Annotated in this window: 20 protein-coding genes and 3 pseudogenes; 14 read left to right on the forward strand and 9 right to left on the reverse strand. The window is 45.5% G+C overall.

The features are described from left to right. Nucleotides 1–186: 186 nt before the first annotated feature. The 5 genes from cyoA to cyoE are packed head-to-tail and all read left to right on the forward strand — an operon-like array spanning nt 187 to nt 4,981. Nucleotides 187–1,083, forward strand: coding sequence for a ubiquinol oxidase subunit II (cyoA, locus tag AB4512_RS06055; RefSeq protein ID WP_081324494.1), 897 nt, complete (start codon nt 187–189; stop codon nt 1,081–1,083). Between the two features lie 5 nt (nt 1,084–1,088). Next, nucleotides 1,089–3,182 carry a cytochrome o ubiquinol oxidase subunit I gene (gene cyoB / locus AB4512_RS06060; protein ID WP_372174626.1) on the forward strand — a complete coding sequence of 698 codons (2,094 nt, stop codon included), beginning with the start codon at nt 1,089–1,091 and terminating at the stop codon, nt 3,180–3,182. Further along, nucleotides 3,172–3,789 (forward strand): cytochrome o ubiquinol oxidase subunit III, encoded by a 618-nt coding sequence (gene cyoC / locus AB4512_RS06065; protein WP_010439790.1) that lies wholly within the window; start codon nt 3,172–3,174, stop codon nt 3,787–3,789. Before cyoB ends, cyoC begins: the two co-directional genes overlap by 11 nt. Next, nucleotides 3,789–4,100 (forward strand): cytochrome o ubiquinol oxidase subunit IV, encoded by a 312-nt coding sequence (gene cyoD, locus AB4512_RS06070; RefSeq protein WP_004736302.1) that lies wholly within the window; start codon nt 3,789–3,791, stop codon nt 4,098–4,100. Before cyoC ends, cyoD begins: the two co-directional genes overlap by 1 nt. Before the next feature lie 8 nt (nt 4,101–4,108). Continuing rightward, a complete protein-coding gene (gene cyoE / locus AB4512_RS06075) occupies nt 4,109–4,981 on the forward strand; it encodes a heme o synthase (protein WP_017084647.1) in 873 nt (290 codons plus the stop codon). 77 nt (nt 4,982–5,058) lie between these two features. Here the strand turns inward: cyoE and AB4512_RS06080 are convergent, their stop codons facing one another. The 4 genes and pseudogenes from AB4512_RS06080 to AB4512_RS06095 all read right to left on the reverse strand — a co-directional run bounded on the left by AB4512_RS06080 (nt 5,059) and on the right by AB4512_RS06095 (nt 9,272). Then, nucleotides 5,059–5,547, reverse strand: coding sequence for a hypothetical protein (locus tag AB4512_RS06080; RefSeq protein ID WP_102462615.1), 489 nt, complete (start codon nt 5,545–5,547; stop codon nt 5,059–5,061). A gap of 178 nt (nt 5,548–5,725) precedes the next feature. Further along, nucleotides 5,726–7,360: pseudogene (locus tag AB4512_RS06085) on the reverse strand (alkyl sulfatase dimerization domain-containing protein); the annotation flags it as partial. Between the two features lie 311 nt (nt 7,361–7,671). After that, on the reverse strand, nt 7,672–8,661 hold the full coding sequence (locus tag AB4512_RS06090) for an efflux RND transporter periplasmic adaptor subunit (RefSeq protein ID WP_372174628.1): 990 nt from the start codon (nt 8,659–8,661) through the stop codon (nt 7,672–7,674). After that, on the reverse strand, nt 8,661–9,272 hold the full coding sequence (locus AB4512_RS06095) for a hypothetical protein (RefSeq protein ID WP_017065282.1): 612 nt from the start codon (nt 9,270–9,272) through the stop codon (nt 8,661–8,663). The genes AB4512_RS06090 and AB4512_RS06095 overlap by 1 nt, the downstream gene beginning before the upstream one ends. Before the next feature lie 773 nt (nt 9,273–10,045). Between AB4512_RS06095 and AB4512_RS06100 the strand changes: the two genes are divergently transcribed. The 4 genes from AB4512_RS06100 (at nt 10,046) to AB4512_RS06115 (ending at nt 13,651) form a co-directional block, all read left to right on the forward strand. After that, nucleotides 10,046–10,981 (forward strand): LysR family transcriptional regulator, encoded by a 936-nt coding sequence (locus AB4512_RS06100; protein WP_102394217.1) that lies wholly within the window; start codon nt 10,046–10,048, stop codon nt 10,979–10,981. Nucleotides 10,982–11,184: 203 nt separating this feature from the next. Continuing rightward, the gene (gene gloA, locus AB4512_RS06105) at nt 11,185–11,562 is read left to right on the forward strand and encodes a lactoylglutathione lyase (protein ID WP_017066787.1); all 378 of its coding nucleotides are present in this window, start codon (nt 11,185–11,187) and stop codon (nt 11,560–11,562) included. Between the two features lie 14 nt (nt 11,563–11,576). Beyond that, on the forward strand, nt 11,577–12,674 hold the full coding sequence (locus tag AB4512_RS06110; RefSeq protein ID WP_017065285.1) for an alkene reductase: 1,098 nt from the start codon (nt 11,577–11,579) through the stop codon (nt 12,672–12,674). 110 nt (nt 12,675–12,784) lie between these two features. Beyond that, a complete protein-coding gene (locus AB4512_RS06115) occupies nt 12,785–13,651 on the forward strand; it encodes a DMT family transporter (RefSeq protein ID WP_372174630.1) in 867 nt (288 codons plus the stop codon). Between the two features lie 100 nt (nt 13,652–13,751). Here AB4512_RS06115 and AB4512_RS06120 read toward each other — a convergent pair. Next, nucleotides 13,752–13,877: pseudogene (locus tag AB4512_RS06120) on the reverse strand (MarR family transcriptional regulator); the annotation flags it as partial. On the opposite strand from AB4512_RS06120, the pseudogene AB4512_RS06125 reads away from it, so the two are divergent. Continuing rightward, nucleotides 13,875–13,991 (forward strand): annotated as a pseudogene (locus AB4512_RS06125) (cytochrome c); the annotation flags it as partial. The pseudogenes AB4512_RS06120 and AB4512_RS06125 sit on opposite strands and share 3 nt — an antisense overlap. A 130-nt stretch (nt 13,992–14,121) precedes the next feature. Here AB4512_RS06125 and AB4512_RS06130 read toward each other — a convergent pair. Both AB4512_RS06130 and AB4512_RS06135 read right to left on the reverse strand, forming a co-directional pair. Then, on the reverse strand, nt 14,122–14,616 hold the full coding sequence (locus tag AB4512_RS06130; RefSeq protein ID WP_017060208.1) for a peptidylprolyl isomerase: 495 nt from the start codon (nt 14,614–14,616) through the stop codon (nt 14,122–14,124). Between the two features lie 123 nt (nt 14,617–14,739). Continuing rightward, a complete protein-coding gene (locus AB4512_RS06135) occupies nt 14,740–15,348 on the reverse strand; it encodes a TetR/AcrR family transcriptional regulator (protein WP_017066785.1) in 609 nt (202 codons plus the stop codon). A gap of 167 nt (nt 15,349–15,515) precedes the next feature. On the opposite strand from AB4512_RS06135, the gene AB4512_RS06140 reads away from it, so the two are divergent. After that, nucleotides 15,516–16,502, forward strand: a complete 987-nt coding sequence (locus AB4512_RS06140; protein ID WP_081324522.1) for a glycosyl transferase family protein — start codon at nt 15,516–15,518, stop codon at nt 16,500–16,502. A gap of 97 nt (nt 16,503–16,599) precedes the next feature. On the opposite strand, the gene AB4512_RS06145 is transcribed toward AB4512_RS06140, so the two are convergent. Then, nucleotides 16,600–16,896, reverse strand: coding sequence for a hypothetical protein (locus AB4512_RS06145; RefSeq protein WP_029235295.1), 297 nt, complete (start codon nt 16,894–16,896; stop codon nt 16,600–16,602). A 167-nt stretch (nt 16,897–17,063) separates the two neighbouring features. Further along, entirely contained in the window at nt 17,064–17,297 is a 234-nt protein-coding gene (locus tag AB4512_RS06150) for a hypothetical protein (protein ID WP_017060212.1), read from the reverse strand. A 302-nt stretch (nt 17,298–17,599) separates the two neighbouring features. On the opposite strand from AB4512_RS06150, the gene AB4512_RS06155 reads away from it, so the two are divergent. The 3 genes from AB4512_RS06155 (at nt 17,600) to AB4512_RS06165 (ending at nt 22,178) form a co-directional block, all read left to right on the forward strand. Then, nucleotides 17,600–18,016 carry a CBS domain-containing protein gene (locus AB4512_RS06155; RefSeq protein WP_017060213.1) on the forward strand — a complete coding sequence of 139 codons (417 nt, stop codon included), beginning with the start codon at nt 17,600–17,602 and terminating at the stop codon, nt 18,014–18,016. A gap of 187 nt (nt 18,017–18,203) precedes the next feature. Next, the gene (locus AB4512_RS06160; RefSeq protein WP_371724662.1) at nt 18,204–19,667 is read left to right on the forward strand and encodes an MATE family efflux transporter; all 1,464 of its coding nucleotides are present in this window, start codon (nt 18,204–18,206) and stop codon (nt 19,665–19,667) included. Between the two features lie 153 nt (nt 19,668–19,820). Continuing rightward, the gene (locus AB4512_RS06165; protein ID WP_029236439.1) at nt 19,821–22,178 is read left to right on the forward strand and encodes a zinc/cadmium/mercury/lead-transporting ATPase; all 2,358 of its coding nucleotides are present in this window, start codon (nt 19,821–19,823) and stop codon (nt 22,176–22,178) included. Nucleotides 22,179–22,370 lie beyond the last annotated feature (192 nt).

The raw sequence follows: 22,370 nt of genomic DNA on the forward strand, positions 1-22,370 counted from the left end.
ATACATTTCAAAGTGTAACAATTAAGTCATGTTTTCTGTGTGGTTTTAACCCGGCAGTAACGAACCTTACTTGCATTGCTTTTTGAGATGCGTCGTTTCACATGCTCAACACATAAATATTCTAATGACCATGACAACCAGTACTCAGACGTTCGTTCTGAGGCTGGATAACCATCGAGAAAGTTAATGGAAGCTTCAAGATATAAACGCATTTTATCGAGAGCAAATCTGTCGAGGATTGGTTTGGTGGGAACCGTCCTGATGCTCGAAGGATGTAACTCCGCATTGCTCGACCCAAAAGGTAGCGTTGGCGTTCAGGAAAAGGAGCTGATTATTACGGCTCTGTTGCTGATGCTGATCGTCGTCATCCCCGTGATTCTGATGACCATCTACTTTGCCTATAGATACCGCGAAAGTAATACCACAGAAGAGTATGCACCTGACTGGGCGCACTCAACCAAGATCGAAGTGGTGGTATGGACGATTCCAATCATCATCATCGCGATTCTCGCCACCATCACTTGGCGAACAACACACGAATTAGAGCCATCAAAGCCTCTGGTGAGTGACGTTAAGCCTATGGTGATCGAAGTGGTCTCTCTGGACTGGAAGTGGCTGTTCATCTATCCGGAGCAAAACATTGCGACGGTTAACTATGTTGCGTTCCCGAAAGATGTACCGGTGACGTTTAAGCTAACTTCAGACAACATCATGAACGCATTCTTTATCCCGCGTCTTGGTTCGCAGATCTACGCGATGCCGGGAATGGTGACTAAGTTGAATTTAATTGCAAACCACGAAGGTGACTTCAAAGGCTTTGCATCGAACTACAGTGGCAAAGGGTTCTCACAGATGAAATTCACCGCATCAGCCATGCCTGATCAAGTGGCGTTTTTAAACTGGGTGGAGAAAGTGAAAGCAAGTCCTGATCGTATTGAAGATTGGGAGCAGTTCCGTTCATTGGCCGCGCCAAGTGTGGCTGAACCTGTGACTCTGTTTTCTAGTATCCCACCATTTTTATTCACTGATGTCGTGACCCAGCACCCTGGTTCAATGAACTGTTTGCCGGAAACCCAAGGATAATCGTCATGTTTGGAAGATTAACTCTAGACTCAATTCCCTACCACGAACCCATTATTTTGATCACCTTAACCATGATCGCTTTAGTGGGTAGTTTAGTGGTGTATGCGGTAACAAAAGCCGGTAAGTGGCAATACCTATGGAATGAATGGTTTACGTCTGTAGACCACAAAAAACTAGGCTTCATGTACATTGCGGTCGCGATGGTGATGTTAGTTCGTGGCTTTGCCGATGCGGTCATGATGCGCAGTCAGCAGTTGCTTTCTGCAGCTGGTGAGACTGGCTATTTACCGCCACATCACTACGACCAAATCTTCACGGCTCACGGCGTGATCATGATTTTCTTCGTCGCGATGCCTCTGGTTATCGGCTTGATGAACATCATCGTGCCGCTGCAAATTGGCGCTCGTGATGTTGCATTCCCTTATCTGAATAACTTGAGCTTCTGGCTGTTTGTGGTGGGTATTATCCTAACCAACATGTCGCTTGGCTTGGGTGAGTTTGGCCGTACGGGTTGGTTGGCGTATCCGCCGTTGTCTGGCATTGAGGCGAGCCCGGGAGTCGGGGTCGATTATTGGATATGGGCACTGCAAATATCCGGTGTGGGTACCACGTTAACGGGTGTGAACTTCTTCGCGACTATTTTGCGCATGCGTACTCCATCTATGCCAATGATGAAGATGCCAGTGTTCACTTGGGCATCTCTGTGTGCCAACATCCTGATCATCATCTCTTTCCCAATCCTAACGGTCACCATCGCGTTACTGACTTTGGATAGATACATCGGCACGCACTTCTTCACCAATGACCTTGGTGGCAACGTGATGATGTATGTGAACTTGATTTGGGCATGGGGACACCCTGAGGTGTACATCCTAATCTTGCCTATCTTCGGTGTGTTCTCTGAAGTGACTGCAACCTTCTCTCGCAAAAAACTGTTTGGTTATACCTCACTGGTATGGGCGACGGTGGCTATCACTATTTTAGCGTTTGTGGTTTGGTTGCATCACTTCTTCACCATGGGTTCTGGCGCCAATGTGAATGCCTTCTTCGGCATCGCGACCATGATTATCTCTATCCCAACCGGGGTTAAGATCTTCAACTGGCTATTCACCATGTACAAAGGTCGTATCCGCTTTACTACACCAATGATGTGGACGGTCGGTTTCCTAATCACCTTTACTGTAGGTGGTATGACGGGCGTATTGATGGCGGTTCCGGGTGCGGATTTCATCCTGCATAACTCTGTATTCCTGATTGCTCACTTCCACAACGTGATCATCGGCGGCGTTGTCTTCGGTTGTTTTGCAGCGATTGGTTACTGGTTCCCGAAAGCGACCGGCTTCACTCTGAACGAGCTTTGGGGCAAACGCGCATTCTACTGCTGGATCATCGGTTTCTTGATGGCGTTCTTGCCGCTTTACGCTCTGGGCTTTATGGGCATGACGCGTCGTTTGAGCCAAGACATCAACCCTGAGTTCTTCCCTCTACTGGCGGTTGCGGCTGCAGGTACGGGCGTGATTGCGATGGGTGTGGTGTGTCAGTTCGTGCAGATTTACGTGAGTGTTCGTGACCGCGACCAAAACCGAGATCTAACCGGTGACCCGTGGGGCGGACGTACCTTCGAATGGGCAACATCGTCACCACCACCGTTCTACAACTTTGCAAAACTGCCTAAGGGCGATGAGATCGATTCGTTCTGGTATCAAAAGCAAAGTGGTGAGTTTGATCCAACTCACGAAGAAGAATACGAACGTATTCATATGCCGAAGAACACACCGACAGGCATTTATGTTTCTGCATGGGCGTTGGCATTTGGCTTCGCAATGATCTGGTACATCTGGTGGCTAGCGGCTGCAAGCTTAGTGGGCATAGTGGTGACGTGTATTCAACACAGCTACAACGACGATGTGGATTACTACGTGGAAGTTGAAGAGATCAAAGCGATTGAAGCGGCTCGACGTGCACAGCTTGAAGAAGCGAAGAAACAGTCAGTGAAAGGCGACCATTCTGGTCGTGGTAACAGTGCTGACGGTGACAGTGATGCTGACAGTGATAACAACGACAATAAAGATGACTTGGAGACGACGTATGCAAGCTAATACTCCGTCACACACTTATGATCTTGCACACTCGCATGATCATCACCACGAAGCTGCGGGCAACAAGTTGTTTGGCTTCTGGGTTTACTTGATGAGTGACTGTGTCCTGTTTGCCACGCTTTTCGCGACGTATGCCGTGCTTGAGAGTGGATCAATTGCAGGGCCAACAGGTAAAGACATCTTTGAACTGCCGTTCGTGTTTGTCGAAACCATGATGCTGCTGTTCAGTAGTATCACATTCGGTTTTGGCATGATTGCGATGAAGCGCAAAGACGTGACCGGACTGAAGCGCTGGATCAAAGTGACTTTCGTATTGGGCTTAGCCTTTATCTGTATGGAAGTGTATGAGTTCCATCATTTGATTGCAGAAGGTTATGGCCCTCAAGAAAGTGCATTCCTTTCTGCGTTCTTTACCTTGGTTGGCACACACGGTTTGCACGTAACGTTTGGTCTGATTTGGATGGCGGTGGCTTATCACCAGCTTTCAACCAAAGGTTTGAACGACAACATGTCGATGCGCTTCCAGTGCTTGAGCTTGTTTTGGCACTTCCTTGATATCGTTTGGATTTGTGTATTTACCATCGTGTACTTAATGGGGGTGATGTAATGGAACAGCATCTAGACAGTGGTGCAACGGATTATGTGAAAGGCTTTATAGCGTCACTGATTCTCACCATTATTCCGTTCTACATCGTGTGGGCGCATGTATTACCAAGCACAGAAACGTACGTGATCTTGTTCGGCTGCGCGTTGGTGCAAATTTTTGTGCACTTTAAGTACTTCTTACATATGGAAGCGAAATCTTCCGATGGGCGTTGGAACTTGGTGTCACTGATGTTTACCGCCATTGTTGTATTGATTCTTATCGCTGGCTCGGTATGGATTATCTACAACATGAACGTCAACATGAAGTTGTAGGCTAAGGTATGCTGAAAAGATATCTGTCTATCACCAAACCGGGCATCATTTTCGGCAACCTGATTTCTGTTGCGGCGGGGTTCTTCCTCGCCGCAAAAACAGAACCAGCCAGCGCGATGTTGTTACTGACAACATTAGCGGGTGTGGGACTTGTGATTGCATCAGGTTGTGTTGTGAACAACATCTTTGATCGAGACATCGACCAAAAGATGAAGCGCACACGAAATCGAGAATTGGTTCAGGGCAACATCAATACAGACGTCGCGTTCGTTTATGCCTTGGTTTTACTACTCTCAGGCACAGCGCTTCTGTTCCAGTTCGCTAATCCGATCTCTGCGGTCATGGTGTTGCTTGGCTATGTGTTTTACGTCTTTTTCTACACCATGTGGTACAAGCGTACATCGGTTTATGGCACTTTAGTCGGCAGTATTTCGGGAGCCGTTCCGCCATTGGTGGGTTATTTGGCGGTGACGAATTACATCAGCCTTGAAGCGGTATTGTTGTTTGTGATGTTCTGCTTATGGCAAATGCCACACTCGTACGCGATCGCGATGTTCCGCCTTCAAGATTATCGAGATGCAGGCATTCCTGTGTTACCGGTGAAAGAGGGCGTCGACAAAGCGCATCAACACATGAAAGCCTATGTAGTGGCGTTTGGTGCAGTATCATTGGCGCTGTTCCTACTCGGGGAAGCAGGTTATGAATACCTCGCGGTGTCGGCGGCGGTTTGCTTTATGTGGACCAAAGTGACATTTCGCAAAGTTGATTGCCTCAACTACATCCAGTGGTCAAAGACCGTCTTCAAGGTCTCTCTGCTGGTGGTGATGAGCATCAGTGGTGTACTGGGGCTGGAGTTGATTCCGTTGCCTACGCTTTTTTGATTTAAGTTTGTCGTTGAACCCTCAATGTTCTGAAGTCCGAGGGTTTGACGACTTTTTATCTGTCCCGCTTTAAGCTATTACCCTTCAAAAATATCACTAAGCCAATCTTCAAGCTGCTCTCGTTTATCTTGTGGGCCATTGATGATCACTAAGCCGTTTAGTGTCGCGTGATCCCAAGATATGGTGCCAGTTGCTAGCGCATCGAACACATCTAATTCGGTAATTAACAGTAGATCTTCTTCAGTAGGCAAAGTATCTCTACCTGACACATCGACACCCTTCTCAAGTTTCACTTGGCTGTAATGACCTTTAATTGCTTCGAATAAGTTGAACTCAATTTTGCTTGGGTGGGGTTTCGCAAGCGCGGCCTTGATGGCAAAGACTCGAAAGTGATCCGGCTTATTGAGGTTGTTGAATTCATCGTCTTGTCTGGCTGTGATGATGTTGCCAAACACCTCGAGTGAACCGGGCTCTGTCACCAAACTAAACCCTGTCTCTTGGTGAAGACCGCAGGCAAACGTGAGTGAAGAGGTGAGTGAAAGAATCAGAGCAAATCGTTTTAACATAATGGTTATCGAGACCTATAACAGGGTTAAGAATCTGACGGCAGAAGCCGAACCTGACGATAAAAAAGGGACCACAAAGGGTCCCTGTATTTGTTTGTCGTCCATGTAACGGTCAGCGAATCGATTGATAGCTATTTAGCGAGATTGTTTGCTAAGTAGCTTTCGTCAAAGAGCCATCGTCGAAGATCTGCTTGCTTGGTAGTGCAGTAAGAACGTCAACAGAAGCGAAGCTGATCATGTTAGAGAAGTCACGTTTGTTCTCTAGTTCAGCCGCCGCGTTGAGCGCCCAGTTACGCCAGTTGATGTTCACTTGGTCTGCAGCCCATGCTTTGTAAGCTTGTGCTTTCATCTCACGAGCTTCCATATCTTGCTTGTTTACCGTGATTGGGTAAGAAAGAATTTCTGCTGCAAATGTGTAGTTCTCAGCCTTAATTGCTGCTTGTGCAGTCGTAAGGATGTTGTCACGACCGCCCATGATCTCTACGAATGCTTTAGCGCGTTGCTCGTAAGCCATTGGCTCTAGCTGCCATGGATCCGCTTCGAAGAAACCGTTGTAACCTACGTAAATCTGACGCACGGCGTGTGCAACAGTACCGTAGTGTTCACCTAACCAAGGGTGTTCTGCAAGGTGCTTAGGAAGTTTAACTACTTCAACTAGCTCGTCTGGCGTCATACCTTTGTTCATGTAACGGATAGTTTGATCATGAGTGTATTGAATCGCATCACGGTAAGCCGTTAGTACGTCAGCTACTGCTTCTTTACCTTCAACAGGACGACCGTGAGAGTTAATCATGATCTCAGTGTCGAACTTACGCATTACGTCGATGCCCTTGAACCACATTGATGGGTCACGGAATTTAGTACCACGGATGGTGTGAAGGTTAGGGAAGTTCTCACCTTGAAGTACTTCAGCCGCGTGCAGGATTTTCTGGTCTGGGAAGTAAACCACTAACTCATCTTTAGTTTCAGATGGCACGTTCTCGATGTGCATTTTCACGCCAGAAATTTCGATTTCGATGTGGCTTTGGCTTGGTACAAGCAGGTTTGGTTCGATGAACGAGATAGCACCTTGCATGAAGCGTGGACCAAGGCCGTCGTTTACTGTGCCGTGCTCGCCTTCTTCTACGTGCTTAGCACCTGTGTAAGAAGTACGGTGACCAAATAGAGTACATAGGTTTGAAGACCAGTTAGCCACTGCAGCGGTTAGGCCTTCTTCAGCGATGATTTTTACTTCACCTGATGCCACTTCTTCGTCAGTCACCCACGCACGCACACCAGAGATGTGGTCGATGTGGTTGTGAGAATAAATGATTGCTTTAACCGGCTTGTCGGTGATTTGACGGAACTGTTCTTTAACCGATTGAGCCATTTCTACCGACTCGCCTGGATCAACAATGATGATGCCGTCCGTACCTTCAATCATGACGGGTGTATCTAGACCGAAACCGTAACCAAGATATACGTTGTCATCTACTTTGATGATTGCTTGGTCCATTTTACGACCATGCTTGGTGAGGATTGGGTGAACATGGTCAGACTCAGCAGTGTAAGCTAGAGAATCGCCTGTTTTAGAAACAACTTGAATACGTTCGCCTTTTCCCCAGAACATGTTTGATTTGTGTTCGAATAGAACCTCGCTCTTGTAGCGAGCATCAAGATCAATGTTTTGGTATTGCGCAGCATTTGCCGTCTGAAGTTCTTGGCCGACTTTCGATGTCGCTTCTACAGTTGGCGTTGCAGATGCAAAACCAGAAGCAAGTAGAGTGCTCGCAATAGCAACAGGAAGCGCCATTTTTTTGAATGTATTAGTCATGGTAGTGACCTTATATTTGGATACAGGAATTGGATTTCTTGAGCCAAATGATAGAGGTGGGGGAGGTCGCTATCTACGCGCTAATAATATTTCAATCTATCGTTTTTTTCGATGATTTGTTTGATAAACGATTGTATTAGCGATTAATTTTGATCTGAATCAATTAGTAAATGAGCTTGCAACAGATACAAAAATGCCCTGAAATTCAGGGCATTTGTTTTACAATTAGTCGCTAGTTCATGAGTGGCTGTGATACGAGTGAATAACAGCCAAATCATTGAATATTTAATTGCTTATCAAGAGCTAATCGTTTACCAAGCACCTAAGTATGACTTGTAAGATTGTAGGCGAACCGTTGCTGCACCGATTACATCGATGAAGCCCCAGAACGGATGTGGCTTCTCAGCTGAGATCCAAGCCGCGCCAGTTGAACCAATAGGGATGTTGTAACCTTCTGGTTCAATGATCTCAAGTACGATAGTACGACCTAAACCATTGCCGTTTCTTACCACGTGTTGACCGACGCTTTGTGGCCCCTGAAGTGGAGAAATACTCGACTCACCGGTACCGGCATTAAAGCTGTGTACTTTTGCTCGGAACACGTGGCCTGGGTATGCATCAACGAAGAACTCAGCGAAGTCTCCTACTTGAACATAGCCATAAGTTTGGTCTGAAATACGCATCTCAAGAAACTTTTTGCTGGTGTTGTAGAGGTGCATGTTACCCATGACAGAACCTTCAGCAATATTCACTATCGATACCTGACCATCAAACTCAGCTCTAATGGTTTTCTTCTCTTGCGCCCAGTTCACTTTTTGTAGATCGGCTTTTAACGACACAAGTTCAGCGTGCAGCACTCGAAGATCTGAGTCGTACTTTTCTACGTCACGCATATTGAAGATTTCAGGTGACGTTTCAGCACGCTCTAAGTCGCGAGTCATTTGCTTGATTTCTTCTTCTTTCTGAACAATTGAAGATTCGATCTTTGCTTTGTCTGCGGCTGAGTCAATGTCGACGAGTGTGTAAATTACGTCGCCTTCTTTAACCATTTGGTTGTGTTCAACAAGCACTTGGTCGATCTGCTGGCCAAAGATCGGTGACATTACCGCGTGTGGTGCTTTCACTGTGGTTGAGTTGGTTAGATCAACGGGTGCCCACAAGCGAGAGATAACCGCTAATACCGCAAGAATCGTTACGCCGCCAATGGCAGCCCATGTGTAGTTCTTGAAGTTCTTCTTAAGTGCGCCTGTCGCAAACAGTGACCATACAATTAGGATGTATGGAATCATCATCTCTTTCATTATGCGACCTCTTTTTCTGTAGCGGATGGTGTTGTTGGAGTCTTTTCTTCTGAAGCCTGTTCTTTTGAAGATTGCTCTACTGAAGACGGCTCTGTTACCGGTTGTTCAGGTGATACGTGGACTGCGGCTGTCTCTGTATTGGTCGCGTCTTGTTTAGGCTGAACACCACGGCGAATCACATCACTCAGTGATTGACCAATATGTTTCCAGTTCGCCAATGCGATAACCAATGCGATAACCCAGAATGTTTTGCTGATGAAGAGTCCGCAAAGTGACAGTGCAAACACGATTTGAACGTGAGCGCTTTTGTGCTCTTTTGCTTTATGCACACCCAGTTCATGCAACTGCCACATGCCGTAAACACCGGCTAAAACCACAGCAATGGTCACTGAGAACAAGTAACCAGAGAAGGACTCCATCTGGAAGAAGTTCATCATCATTTCATTGGGATGATTGTTGAATTGAGACATGTCGATGTCTTTAGAATGGATTGTGCCTAATGGTGCAAGAGCCCATGCTCCCGCAAACATCACTGCCATAAACAGGCAGAATTTAATCAAGACCATCACAACGGCCCAGATTTTCTGGAAAACGATTTTTATAAAGTTCATATCTCAACCTAAATAAGGAGAGAGAAAGTGCAGCCTTGGTACAAGACTTTTAGAAGACATCTGAAAGAGGTGTTGAACTCACGTAACCGTATAGACCTACTGAGTCAAAAGTACTAGATGACAATTAAAAATCGCTTTGACCACGTAGACAACGCATTCTCGCGAATAGAGTGTTAAAAACACCTGGCGAAATCATTCTTAAGTAACGTCTACCATTGATAGGTTCGTTTGCTGCATTGGGTTTTAAGGCCGTCTTCCGTGATGTGTGCAACACCATCATCTACACATTTTTAGGTTTTCTGTTTAGGTTAAGAATTGATTTGTTGGCGAAATAATAGGAAGTGTAACTGGTGCTATCTACGCATTATTGCGATATTGAATTATCGTAATTACGATGAATTGAGTGGTTGCTTAAACGTGAGGTGGGTTTATTTGAACAGGCTCAAACTCGGCTTATAAAATATGTCTATTTAATTAGCCTGGATCATAGAAGTGGCTATAAAAGTATCAATAAGGCAGGACGGAAATATTGAATACTCCGACCAGTCTAGGGTGAGTTTGGGTGGATTAAGCGTTACTGGCACAGCGAAGAGATTTAGATTCCAATCTGGCGAATGTGGCAGCTATTCGAAAGAGTGAGTTGTTCTGACATTTTTGCTCTTTACCATATGATGCTTCCTTCTCAGTTTTGTTTTCTCAATGAGCATCCGTTGTTTCATTCTATCGCTTTTACGATAAGATAATGAAATCTATCGCCAAATGAGCACTGAATCATGAGTAATGACATTCCGAATTTTAACTTATTGGCTGTGTTTTCAGCGGTGATGGAGCAGGGCAGTTTGAGTAAGGCTGCCGATCATTTGAATACCAATCAATCGACGATCAGCACTGCGCTCGGCCGACTGAAAAATGAAATTGGCCAAGAGTTGTTTGTGCGCAGTGGGCGAGGGGTTGTGCCTACTGCTTACTCGCAAAGCTTGTATGAGCAAATCAAAGCGCCAATACACGAGCTCAACGGCGTGTTTCAAGGTATGGCTGGGTTTGATGAAGCGAGTACAGAGCGCAGGTTTGTGGCTTCGGTTCCCGAACATTTAAAGTGGATGTTGCTCGATCGATTTTCTCAGTTATCTAACCAAGGCTTATCTCTTGAGGTGTATGACCAACCAGATAGTGATGATCAAGTCCATGAGGATCTATTAACTCAGAAGTTTGATTTGATGATCGACATTGTGTTGCCTGAGCATTCAAGCATGATGAGCGAAAAGCTCTACGACAGTGAGTTTGTGATTGTTTGCCGAAATGGGCACCCTAGGATCAAAGGTGAGATCACCGAGGCGCAATATCTCAGTGAGCAACATGCGGTTTTAGCCAGAACACGTCGCCAAGTAAGAAGTTTGACTCACTACACTTCGTTAGACTTATCCTCGCGTAAAATTGTAATTCACGGCAGCTCTATGGCCAGTAACCTAATGCTGTGTAGCCAGACTGATTACATCACTGTTGTGCCGCTTTCTATGGCGATCCAGTATCAGGAACGTCTTGGGTTACAGTTGTTCAAACCGCCTTTCGATTATCAGCCTATCTCTCATTACCTCATTTGGTTGAAAAAACAGAACACCGATCCGGCACATAAGTGGTTGAGAGAGCAGATCATCAATACGACTAATGACATGTCTAAATCACTAAACAGTTGGCGCTCCGCTTTCTGATCGTCGCCCTATCTTTTGTTTGCCAAATATCTTCTTAACAAATCACTTGTATTAAGTGAGTTATAATAAAAAATTATCACAATGAGAATTTATGATAATTTCATTTATTTGCTGTCAGCTCGTATATTAACCCTAACAAAGAAGTGGGTAACCTCCACTCACGATTATATCGGCTCAGGTTGCTGGGCTAAAAAGGGCGAAATATGAAATTCCTACACACAATGATCCGAGTTACTGATTTAGACAAGTCTATCGAGTTCTACACCAAGGTATTGGGAATGAAGGAACTTGAACGCCACGAAAACAAAGAGTACCGCTACACATTGGTTTTTGTTGGCTATGAGCAAGGCGGCACGACTATCGAGCTAACGTACAACTGGGATACGAATGAGTACGAGATGGGCAGCGCGTTTGGTCATCTGGCATTGGGTGTAGAAGATATTTACGCAGCATGTGACAAAATCAAATCGCTAGGTGGCAACGTCACTCGCGAAGCGGGTCCAGTGAAAGGCGGCTCAACTCATATCGCTTTTATTACTGACCCAGACGGCTACCAAATCGAACTGATTCAACTAGGTTAATCGAGGATATAACAATGACAAACGCACTATTTCAACCAATTCAACTTGGTAATATCGAGCTTAAAAACCGTATTGTTATGCCACCGATGACGCGTTCTCGCGCAACGCAACCTGGTAATTCAGCAAACGATATGATGGCGGCTTACTACGCTCAGCGTGCTTCTGCAGGTTTGATTATTGCTGAAGGCACACAAATTTCACCTATGGGTCAAGGCTATGCTTGGACTCCGGGTATCTATTCTGATGAGCAGATCGCTGGTTGGAAAAAAGTGACTGATGCCGTACATGAAAAAGAGGGCGTTATCTTCGCTCAACTTTGGCATGTAGGCCGTGTAACACACCCAGACAACATTGGTGGTGAACAGCCAATCTCGTCTTCTGCACTTAAAGCACAAAACGTAAAGGTATTCATCGATAACGGTACTGATGAACCGGGCTTTGTTGATGTGGTTGAACCTCGTGAAATGACGAAACAAGACATCAAAGAGGTGGTTGAACAGTATCGCCAAGCGGCTTTGAATGCGGTTGAAGCAGGCTTTGATGGTATCGAACTTCACGCAGCGAATGGTTACTTAATCAACCAATTCATCGATTCTGAAGCAAACAACCGCACTGACGAATACGGTGGTTCAATTGAAAACCGTTTACGTTTCCTAGGCGAAGTGGTTGAAGCTATGGTTGAAGCGATTGGTGCTGACCGTGTTGGTGTCCGCCTTGCTCCGTTCACATCGTTGAATGGTACGGTTGACGCTACACCAGTAGAGACTTACACAGCGGCGGCAGCACTACTTAACCTATACAAAATTGTTTACCTACACATTGCAGAAGTTGATTGGGACGATGCACCTGAAACGCCAAAAGCATTTAAAGCAGCAGTTCGTGAAGCCTACGAGGGTGTCCTTATTTATGCGGGTAAATACGATAGCGAGCGTGGCGAAAAAGCCGTTGCTGAAGGCGTAACTGACATGGTTGGTTTTGGTCGTCCATTCGTTGCGAACCCAGATTTACCAGCTCGTATTCAAAATGGTTACCCACTTGCAGCGCACGATCCAAACACATTGTTCGGTGGTGCTGAAAAAGGTTTAACGGATTACCCAGAATACGCAGGCTAAAAACAGCTGCCTGAAGCAGAGTATTGAGATAGTATCTCGATCCTGTTGAATGTTTATAAAAAGCAACCTTGCAGAGTCGGGTTGCTTTTTTTGTTATTGGACTAAGTAAAATGATGAACGTGAAAGCGATGCGCGGAGAGCTTTACCTTCTATTTGCCACCCTGCTAGCTGGGGTGGGATGGATTGCATCTAAGCTGGTGGTATTAGAAATGCCTGGGCCAGTGTTCATTGGTGTGCGATTCCTCGTCGCGAGTCTTATTCTTCTGCCATTTTGTATTCACCATATTCGTAAGCTTTCGTTTAAGCAGATTCTGTCTCTTTGCGGCGTGGGTTTGTTGTTGTCTGCCTCATTGCAGGTATGGGTGTTTGCAGTTTCGGTGACTGAAAGCTTGTCGGAAGGGGCATTCATCATGAGCTTAGCCATGATCATTGCGCCGTTTGTTTCTTGGATTTTATTTCGAGTTCAGCCTAATCGTGCGTTTTGGATGTCTTTCCCTATTGCGATTATTGGCATGCTACTGCTGACTTTGGGCAACGGCTGGCATGTTGAGCAGAGTCAGATTTACTTCTTACTAGCATCGATGTTGTTGTCTGTTCACTTTGTGATGAACAAGCGTGTGATTACCAATATCAAACCTATCGCATCAATTTGTGTGCAGCTGTTTGTAGTGGGTGTGAGTGGTTTAACCTTTGCTTCTATGACAGCTCAGCCGGAGTTCGAAATCACCAAAACCTTAGTCTTCTGGTTTATTGTCTCTGCGGTGATCGCAACGTCTATTCGTTACTTGCTACAAACGGTCGGTCAGCACTCCGTGAACATGGAAGTGGCGGCATTGATCATGATTCTTGAGCCTGTGTGGACGCTGCTGTTAAGTGTGAGTGTGCTTGGCGAAAGTGTAGAGATGCAGAAGCTGCTCGGTGGGGCGGTGATCATTGCTTCACTATTTTGCTATATCAAATGGTCGAGACGAAAATAAAACACTCGGCGCAAGGCCGAGTGTGGGTTGTTTTTCAATACACGTTCAGAGTGTAATAATTTCTAAGCACTAAGCTTGCTAAGCAGTGAACGCGGTAAGATCAGATTGCCGCGACTACTTTCTGAAGTAGCTTGAGCATTTGTTGTTGCTCTTCAGCATCTAACTCGTTCATCAACTCTTTGTTTAAACGAACGGGGATAGGAACGAGTTGTTCTTCAAGTGCTTTTCTGAGCCTTATCAGGCGAGTGTTGAACAAGACTTGTCGAGTGCAGAGCAAGGGTTAAATTCTGCGAATAAGACGTGCAAAGGGTGTCACCGTACTTATCGTTCTCGCTGGTAACTATTCTAACAACGAGCTTTAAATACAGGTGGTAAAGTCGAACCCTTACCACCATAGTCCTATCGCACAGCCTTCTTTTCTTTATGCCATCAATTCGAATGCACTAGGGGCGGGAAAGGACGTGAATGAATTAGTCGCGAATAGTGACTTTTGTAATCACAATATCTTCGCAAGGCACATCTTCGTGTCCCCAGCGAATGGTTGTTGGTGCTTTCGCAATTTTGTTTACCACATCCATACCTGCTGAAACCTTACCGAATACCGCGTAACCCCAGCCAGCATTGGTTGTTGAGGTGTGATCTAGGAAATCGTTGTCATCAAGGTTGATGAAGAACTGCGCCGTTGCAGAATGTGGTGCATCAGTCCGAGCCATTGCCACAGAACCAATCACATTCTTCAAACCACGGTTTGCTTCGTTGACGATTGGGGCGCGAGTTGGTTTTTCTGTCATGTCGATAGTGTGACCACCACCTTGAATCATGAAACCTTCAATAACACGGTGAAATGTCGTGCCTTCGTAGAAACCGTCTTGGCAGTATTTAAGGAAGTTTTTCGACGTTACTGGCGCTTTTTCAAGGTTCAGTTCAATCTCGATATCGCCAAAGTTGGTGGTGAAAGTAATCATAGGGCTACCTAAAGTTGAAGTTTTACTGAGTCGTAATGACGAAAGTGGGTTGCAGTATAGGGAAAATAACAGCGGATACCAGTGATGGTTTTATTGTGGTTGAATTCTCGTCAACCACCAAAATCACGCCTGATATTGTTTAAGGAACATCTCGACACTTGAAGTAATGAGCACTTGCTTGTGTGCAGCATCCGGTGACGGCACATGACCAATGATTTGCGGCCAAAACGCAAAAGACTTAAGCAGACCAATGAACTGCGTGGAGGCGAATTGTGGGTCTAGTTCTACTAAACGACCGTCTGCCAACGCGGCTTTAATCCAGGTTGTAAGTCCACTTTCTGCTTGGGAATATTTTTCCATCGCTTGATGCGCCAGTTCTGCGTTATGGAAATACTCTGAGAACAAAACGCGTGACAGGTCGATGAAGCCTTCAGACTCAAGTAACTCAAGCTCTTGATTGGCTATCGAGGAAAGCTGTTCTTCAAGTGGCAGTTCTGCTTGATATGGGAAATGCGTTGCGGCCAGAGTTTTGCTCCAAATGCTGTCTAGAATCTCATCTAAAAGCAGTTCTTTGCTGGCAAAGTGATTGTATACGGTGCGCTTTGATACTTCTGCGCGACTCGATATTTTATCCATGCTGGTGGCCTTGTAGCCATGCTCAGTAAACTCTGCGATAGCAGCGGCAACGATCGATTCACGTTTTCTTTGGCTCAGCGTTTTTTTTACAGTCATCGGGATACTACTCAATATGTCGCGGTTAGCATTACATACGCTAATTTTACACCAGTAAGTTTACTTTTAGAACACCAATCCGCGTATTGGTAATTCGGTCGAGAGCAACTGAATCGCTTTGCAATGCACGGTGGGTATCATAGAATCGAAAGTGTATTCGAATTTTATTGATATCAACGGAAGAGAATAAACAATCAATGAGTAGTATTTTAGAGTGTATTCGTACAGTTGGACGAGGAGAAAGAGGGCGTAAGCCTTTATCGTTCGAACAAGCCTACCGCATCATGGATGAGTATTTAAGCGGAGAAGTCGGTGACGACCAAATGGCTATGCTACTGATGTTGATTCGTGTGCAGAATGAAACCAATGAAGAGATCGCTGGCTTTGTAAAAGCGTTTCAATCTCGAGTGCCAGATTTAGGCGCTGATATTGATTGGCCGTGTTATGCAGGTAAGCGTAACGATAACGCCAGTGGCAAGCCTTGGAACTTGTTGGCGGCAAAAATCTTAGCTGACAATGGCTATAAAGTGTTAATGCATGGCTATATGGATAAGCCGAGCGGTAGGACGCACGTTGAAAGCCATTTGCAAGATGTCGGTGTGCAAAGTGCTGAGAGCCCTGAACATGCTAAGTCGATTCTTGAACAAGACGGCATTGCTTATTTACCGCTAGCTAACTTTGCGCCCGAAGCACAAACCATGATTGGTTGGAAACACCGCTACGGTTTGAGAACACCAATTAACACGGTAGTTCGAGCATTGAATCCTGGTGGTGGCCGTTTAGGTCTGCGTGGCAGTTTCCATCCTGGCTTTCCACAACTTCATGCGGAAGTTGAGCATGTTATCGGAAATAAATCCCACTCGGTGATTTCATTCAAAGGGATGAACGGTGAGTCGGAATATAATCCTAAAGTTAGCCAAACGGTATGGATGAGCTCTCCTGACAAAGTCGAATCGTTCTACTGGGAAGAGATGATGAACCTAGAGCTGCCACTTCCTAGTCAATGTGTACTTGGCACATCGGCTGAAGATATGGCGCTAATGGCGAATACCGTTGTCGACAGCATGACAGCCATTCTCTTTGCAGAAACGCACGATAAAACTGAGGCATACCAGAAAGCGGTGCGCCTGTGGCATGAGTATTGTGCGCGTTAGATGGTGGTTTGTAATCAATGAGAGAAGGTCAGCGAGCGCTGGCCTTTTTATACTTGATTTCTAGCAAGGGCTTTTCGTGAACGCCCAAACAATAAAGCTACTTCACTCGCATCAAGCGATGCATTTTGTCTTCGAACTGAATCTCAATCACCTGTGAGATTTTCATCTTATCAACACGATCAAGCATTCTCGCTTGGTAATCACGTTTTTTCATCCACTCTAGCGGTTCTTTAAAGCCATCTTCATTAATCACAAACGACTGATCGGTAATAGAGTCTTCAAAGATATGAACCACCCAAATGCGTGATTGGAAATCCAATAACTCACTAAAGTAGCTTTTTAACTTAGATAAGGAATTCGTTAGATACGTTTTAGGTGGGGTTTGGGAAGACATAGTAAACCGTATTTGGACAATGAAAATCGGCAAGGGCGCCGTCTGATCATTATAGCCTTTACCCGTTAGGCTTGTCAGGTCGAATTCGGCAGCCATTCACGGCTATTGCGCTTGCTAATGCTACTATGGCTGCCAGTTAGAGATTAACCAAATCAGTGTCGGATTCACTATTTAACGAATAGGCCGAAGTCGATCTCTTGTTCTCTTTGATATTTCACCAGCTTCACTTTTAGGTCGTGTTTTGCTGCTAAATCAATGGCTAAGCATGACATGCGTTTTATCTCATCAACGCAGCTTGATATCAGCGGTTTTTCTTGATTATCGATAGTGGCGATGAGTGTGTTTTCTGTGCCGTCGTTACCTGCGTAAATATACGCGTACATGTTGTTGTCGTGTTGCATAAACTTCCTAAAACGGGATTTCTAATTATTAGTGAGGTGAAGATTACAGGGTTTATTTACGCAGGCTAGCTCGGCTAAGTAAGGTTAAGCAAGGGAAAGTAAGGCTTTGTAAGGGCTCTTTTTTTTCTTTTTTCTGGCGTTCGAAAACGTGCTCAACCCTTTGTTTGTCTCACTTTTTTGTCTTGTTAGGTTTTGCCTATCAATAAAATTGTTGAAATCCATTTAGTAAAATCAAGATTTTAGACAACAATTAACTTAACAAGATAGAAAATATATGACGCAAAGTATTTAGGGAGAACGCAATGCATTCTATTAAAGTGAAAGATTACATGACGCAGCAGGTTGTGACATTTACTCCTGATATGCCGTTAAGTCTAGCGTTAGACAAAGTGATGCGTAGCCACCATATGGGTGGGCCCGTAATCGATGATAACGAACAAGTGATTGGCTTCCTTTCAGAGCAGGATTTACTCGAGAAACTTGTGAAGGTCAGTTACTTCTGCCAAGACACACACCTTGTGGGTGACTGTATGTACCAAGAAGTGCTGTCGGTGTCACCTGACTTATCCATTATTGAATTGGCGGACATGATGCAGGTTGGAAAACCTAAAGCATACCCTGTGATCGATAATCGAAAACTGGTGGGTATTATCACCAGAACTGATGTTTTGAGAGCAATTGGCAAGAACTTGGAAGAATGCTTCAAACATCAGGTATAGTAGCGTGTTAAGAACGATTATTTTTCTCAATACTCTCAATCGAAAAAAGGCGCACTAGCGCCTTTTTTCTGTATAGCGCTTTTCTTGGTCGATCCTTTCTTTTTGGATCCCTAGCCAGTTGAACAGTTGAACAGTTGAACAGCTGATTAGGCTTTAGCTCTTGGGTATTCCAACTTTTGGAGGTTTCATGTCAAATCAAACGGCAAAGTTTGTTGAAGGTTCAACGATGCGCCACATATTGGTGATGTCGGGGGCTGGCTCTGTCGGTTTGATGGCGTTATTTGTGGTCGATCTGCTCGACATGCTGTTTATCAGTATGCTCGGACAGGTTGAATTGGCTGCTGCGGTAGGCTTTGCAGGTACGCTGACTTTCTTTTCTACCTCCGTTTCTATCGGTACTTCCATTGCCATGGGCGCATTAGTGTCCAAAGCCATCGGCTCCAAGAATCAAGAGCACGCTCGAAACCTAAGCACCAGTATCATGCTGACTGCGTTTGTTATCAGTTCAACCATAACTGCAATCATGTTCGCTTATATTCCAGAGCTGCTAGCCGCGATAGGCGCCAAAGGCATTGCAGCCGAACGCGCTCAAGCTTACCTACAGATTTTGCTACCTAGTGGTCCATTTTTGGCGTTAGCGATGGCAGCGGGTGCGGGCTTAAGAGCGGCAGGTGATGCTAAGCGTTCGATGTGGGCAACTTTGTCTGGCGGCATTGTTAACGCGATTCTCGATCCTCTGTTTATTTTTGGTTTTGGTTGGAACATCGAAGGGGCGGCTATCGCTTCGGTTGTCGCTCGTTTCTCGGTGCTATTCTTTTCGCTTTATCCTCTTATTCGCAGCCATCAGCTGGTGGCTCCCCCTTCTTTTGTGCAATGGCGCATTAATATTCGACCAATATTGGCGATTGCGCTGCCTGCGATTATCACCAATACCGCAACGCCTATCGGTAATGCGATTGTAACAACGGGTATCGCACAATATGGTGAGGACTTTGTCGCGGGCTTTGCCGTGATAGGTCGTCTGACGCCAGTTTGTTTTGCGGTTATCTTTGCCTTGTCTGGCGCTGTGGGGCCAATCATTGGTCAGAACTTTGGTGCTGAACGCATGGACCGAGTGAAGGAAACACTCAATAACTCATTGCTGGTTACTACGGCATACACTATCGCTGTTTGTATTCTGTTGTACTTCGTTCAAGGTTATGTCATTCAAGGTTTTAGTCTACAAGGTGATGCAGCAATCATTGTGGCAGCTTTCTGTACCTATGTGGCGTTAACCTTCACCTTTAACGGTGCGCTATTTGTTGCCAACACGTCTTTCAACAACCTAGGTAAACCGCTTTACTCGACAGCATTGAATTTGGGTAAAGCGACGTTAGGTACTCTGCCGTTCGTATATCTAGGTTCGGAGTGGTATGGCGCTTTGGGTGTTCTCTATGGTCAAGCTTTGGGTAATGTTTTGTTCGGAATTTTAGGTATCTTGGTGCTTCGACATCATATCGCTGAACTGATGCAAGGATCTCAAGTTGATCCAGTGGAAGATGATGTGTCGATTGTCAGCTTGAACACTCAGCCATTCTGTTCACACGATGCGGTTCTTATTGATGATGTATCGGCGAACCGTGAAGAGTGTGCGGAGCTTAAATCTCAGTAAGCCATAGGCGCTGGCATAATATTTTTGTTTTCTTGAAAACTTCTTCTTGACCTTGGAGTAGCCTCCAAGGTTTATACTTTTGATGAACTTAAGGTTCTGTTGCTCGTGAGTTAGCAACAACCTCAAGGCTTTTGAGTATTAAGGAGATACATTATGTGCGCAAAACATGCAGCGTGCCGCTCAGCAAAAGTGGACGTTCAACCTCAAGCGGCAGGAGCAAGTTGCTCTAGCCCTAAAATTTCAAGCATCACAGCAGCAGGTACTTCATCTGGTTGTTGTAGCTCTTCTGCTACTTCGTCATCGTCTGGAGATGATTGTTGTAGTTCGTCGGACAGTGGAGAAGAAGACAGTCAGTCCTCAACTTTATCTCTCGACGCCAAATTTTCGAAAAGTTGGCTGGTTGCCGGAATGGACTGCCCAGCTTGTGCAAGAAAAATAGAAAACGCGATCAGCAATATTGACGGTGTTATTCAAGCGAAGGTTCTCTTTGCTACCGAAAAGCTGGTTGTGAAATTCGATAATCAAAGCCTTGCTGACACCATTGAACAGGTCTCTATCAAAACGGGTTTCCCTCTTACGGAAGTCGGTTCAAAGAAAGAAAAACAACAACCTGAGACTTTTTGGCAAGCTTATATCCAACCTAATTTACAGATTATCGCGATTGCAGCGGCAATGCTGTTTGCGGCGCTTCTGAAAAGTACCTCTCCTCAATTAAGCGAAGGCTTGTTTACGGTAACTTGTCTGCTTGGTTTATATCCGGTGGCGAAGAAAGCGGTTCAGCTGGCGCGTTCAGGTACACCGTTTGCTATTGAAACCTTAATGAGTGTTGCCGCGCTGGGTGCTTTGTACCTTGGCGAAACTGCGGAAGCAGCGATGGTTCTATTGTTGTTCTTGATTGGTGAGCGCTTAGAAGCGTTTGCTTCATCAAGAGCAAGAAGTGGCGTTCAAGCGCTAATGGCATTGGTACCAGAAAACGCGACTAAGATCATCAACGGCGAGCGTGTAGAAGTAGCAGTCAGTGAACTGGTTCCAGGTGATGTGATTGAAGTGGCCGCGGGCTCTCGTTTACCTGCTGACGGCCAATTGATTACAGACGCGGCAAGCTTTGATGAAAGTGCGTTAACCGGTGAATCTGTTCCTGTTGAACACATCGAAGGCAATAGCATCATGGCTGGCGCTGTGGTGGTCGATAAAGTGGTTCGTATCACCATCACTTCAAAACAGGGTGAGAACGCGATCGATCGCATTCTTCATCTGATTGAAGAAGCAGAGTCTCGTAAAGCACCACTAGAGCGATTCCTCGATAAGTTCAGCCGTTGGTACACACCGTTAATGATGGTAGTGGCTCTGTTGGTCATCATCACGCCACCATTGTTGTTTGCGCAGCCATGGGAAACATGGGTTTACCGTGGCCTAGCGCTATTGTTGATTGCTTGTCCGTGTGCCTTGGTTATCTCGACTCCTGCAGCGATTACCTCTGGCTTAGCAGCAGCAGCGAAACGTGGCGCGCTCATTAAAGGCGGCGCAGCGCTAGAGCAGCTTGGTAAAATCCAAACCATCGCCTTCGATAAGACAGGCACACTGACCGAAGGTAAGCCTCAGGTTACGGATATTCAACCTCTATCGGGGTGGCAACAAGACGCGATGCTGCGTGTGGTTGGGGCGATTGAAGTTGGCTCTACTCACCCGTTGGCGCAGTCACTTGTCGCTAAAGTAAAAGACCTGAATATTGAGATTCCTGAATCACACAACAAGAAAGCGTTGATTGGTAGTGGTGTTGAAGGGGATGTTGATGGTGTTAAGTATCAGGTTCTGTCACCGTCTAAAGTCACGTTCGAACTTGGTGCCGATGTGGTTTCTCAGGTAGAAGCATTAGAAGGTGAGGGCAAGACGGTTGTGGTTGCTCTTGAGGTTAAAGATCAAGAAGAATCAACAGAGCAAGCTACGACGGTGATTGGTCTGATTGCTTGGCAAGATACGTTACGCAGTGACGCTAAGCTTGCGATTGAACGACTTAATGAATTAGGTATTCAATCTATCATGTTGACCGGCGATAATCCGCGCAGTGCAGCAGCGATCAGTAGCAAGATTGGTATGCAGTACAAGGCAAGCCTATTGCCAAGCGACAAGGTATCTTACGTTGAGGAGTTATCTCAACAGTCGCACGTGGCGATGGTCGGTGATGGCATTAATGATGCACCAGCAATGAAAACGGCGAATGTCGGCATCGCAATGGGTGGTGGTACGGATGTCGCTTTGGAAACGGCGGATTCAGCACTGACTCATAACCGTTTAACTGAGCTGCCAGCGATGATTGAACTGTCGCAAGCGACCATGAACAACATCCGTCAAAACGTAGCCCTTGCGCTTGGTTTGAAGGTCGTATTCTTGGTGACAAGCTTGTTAGGTATTACCGGTTTGTGGGTGGCAGTTTTAGCGGATAGTGGTGCAACTGCATTGGTGACATTGAACGCATTGCGTCTGCTTCGATTTAAATCTAAAGCGGACTAAATCGAGCTCACCGACATAGAGCATTCTTAATATAAAAGCGCCTTTAGCGGTAATACGTTAAAGGCGCTTTTTGTCTCATTAGTATGCAACATAGGCGTGCGGATTGCTTATTTTTGTGATGCCAATCGGTTTTTTGTGAAACTTGAATTATTGTTGCGATCATTCATGTGACATGTGTCACTTCATTTTGTA

Source organism: Vibrio sp. 10N.222.52.B7, from assembly GCF_041474275.1.
Lineage (GTDB): Bacteria > Pseudomonadota > Gammaproteobacteria > Enterobacterales > Vibrionaceae > Vibrio > Vibrio crassostreae_C.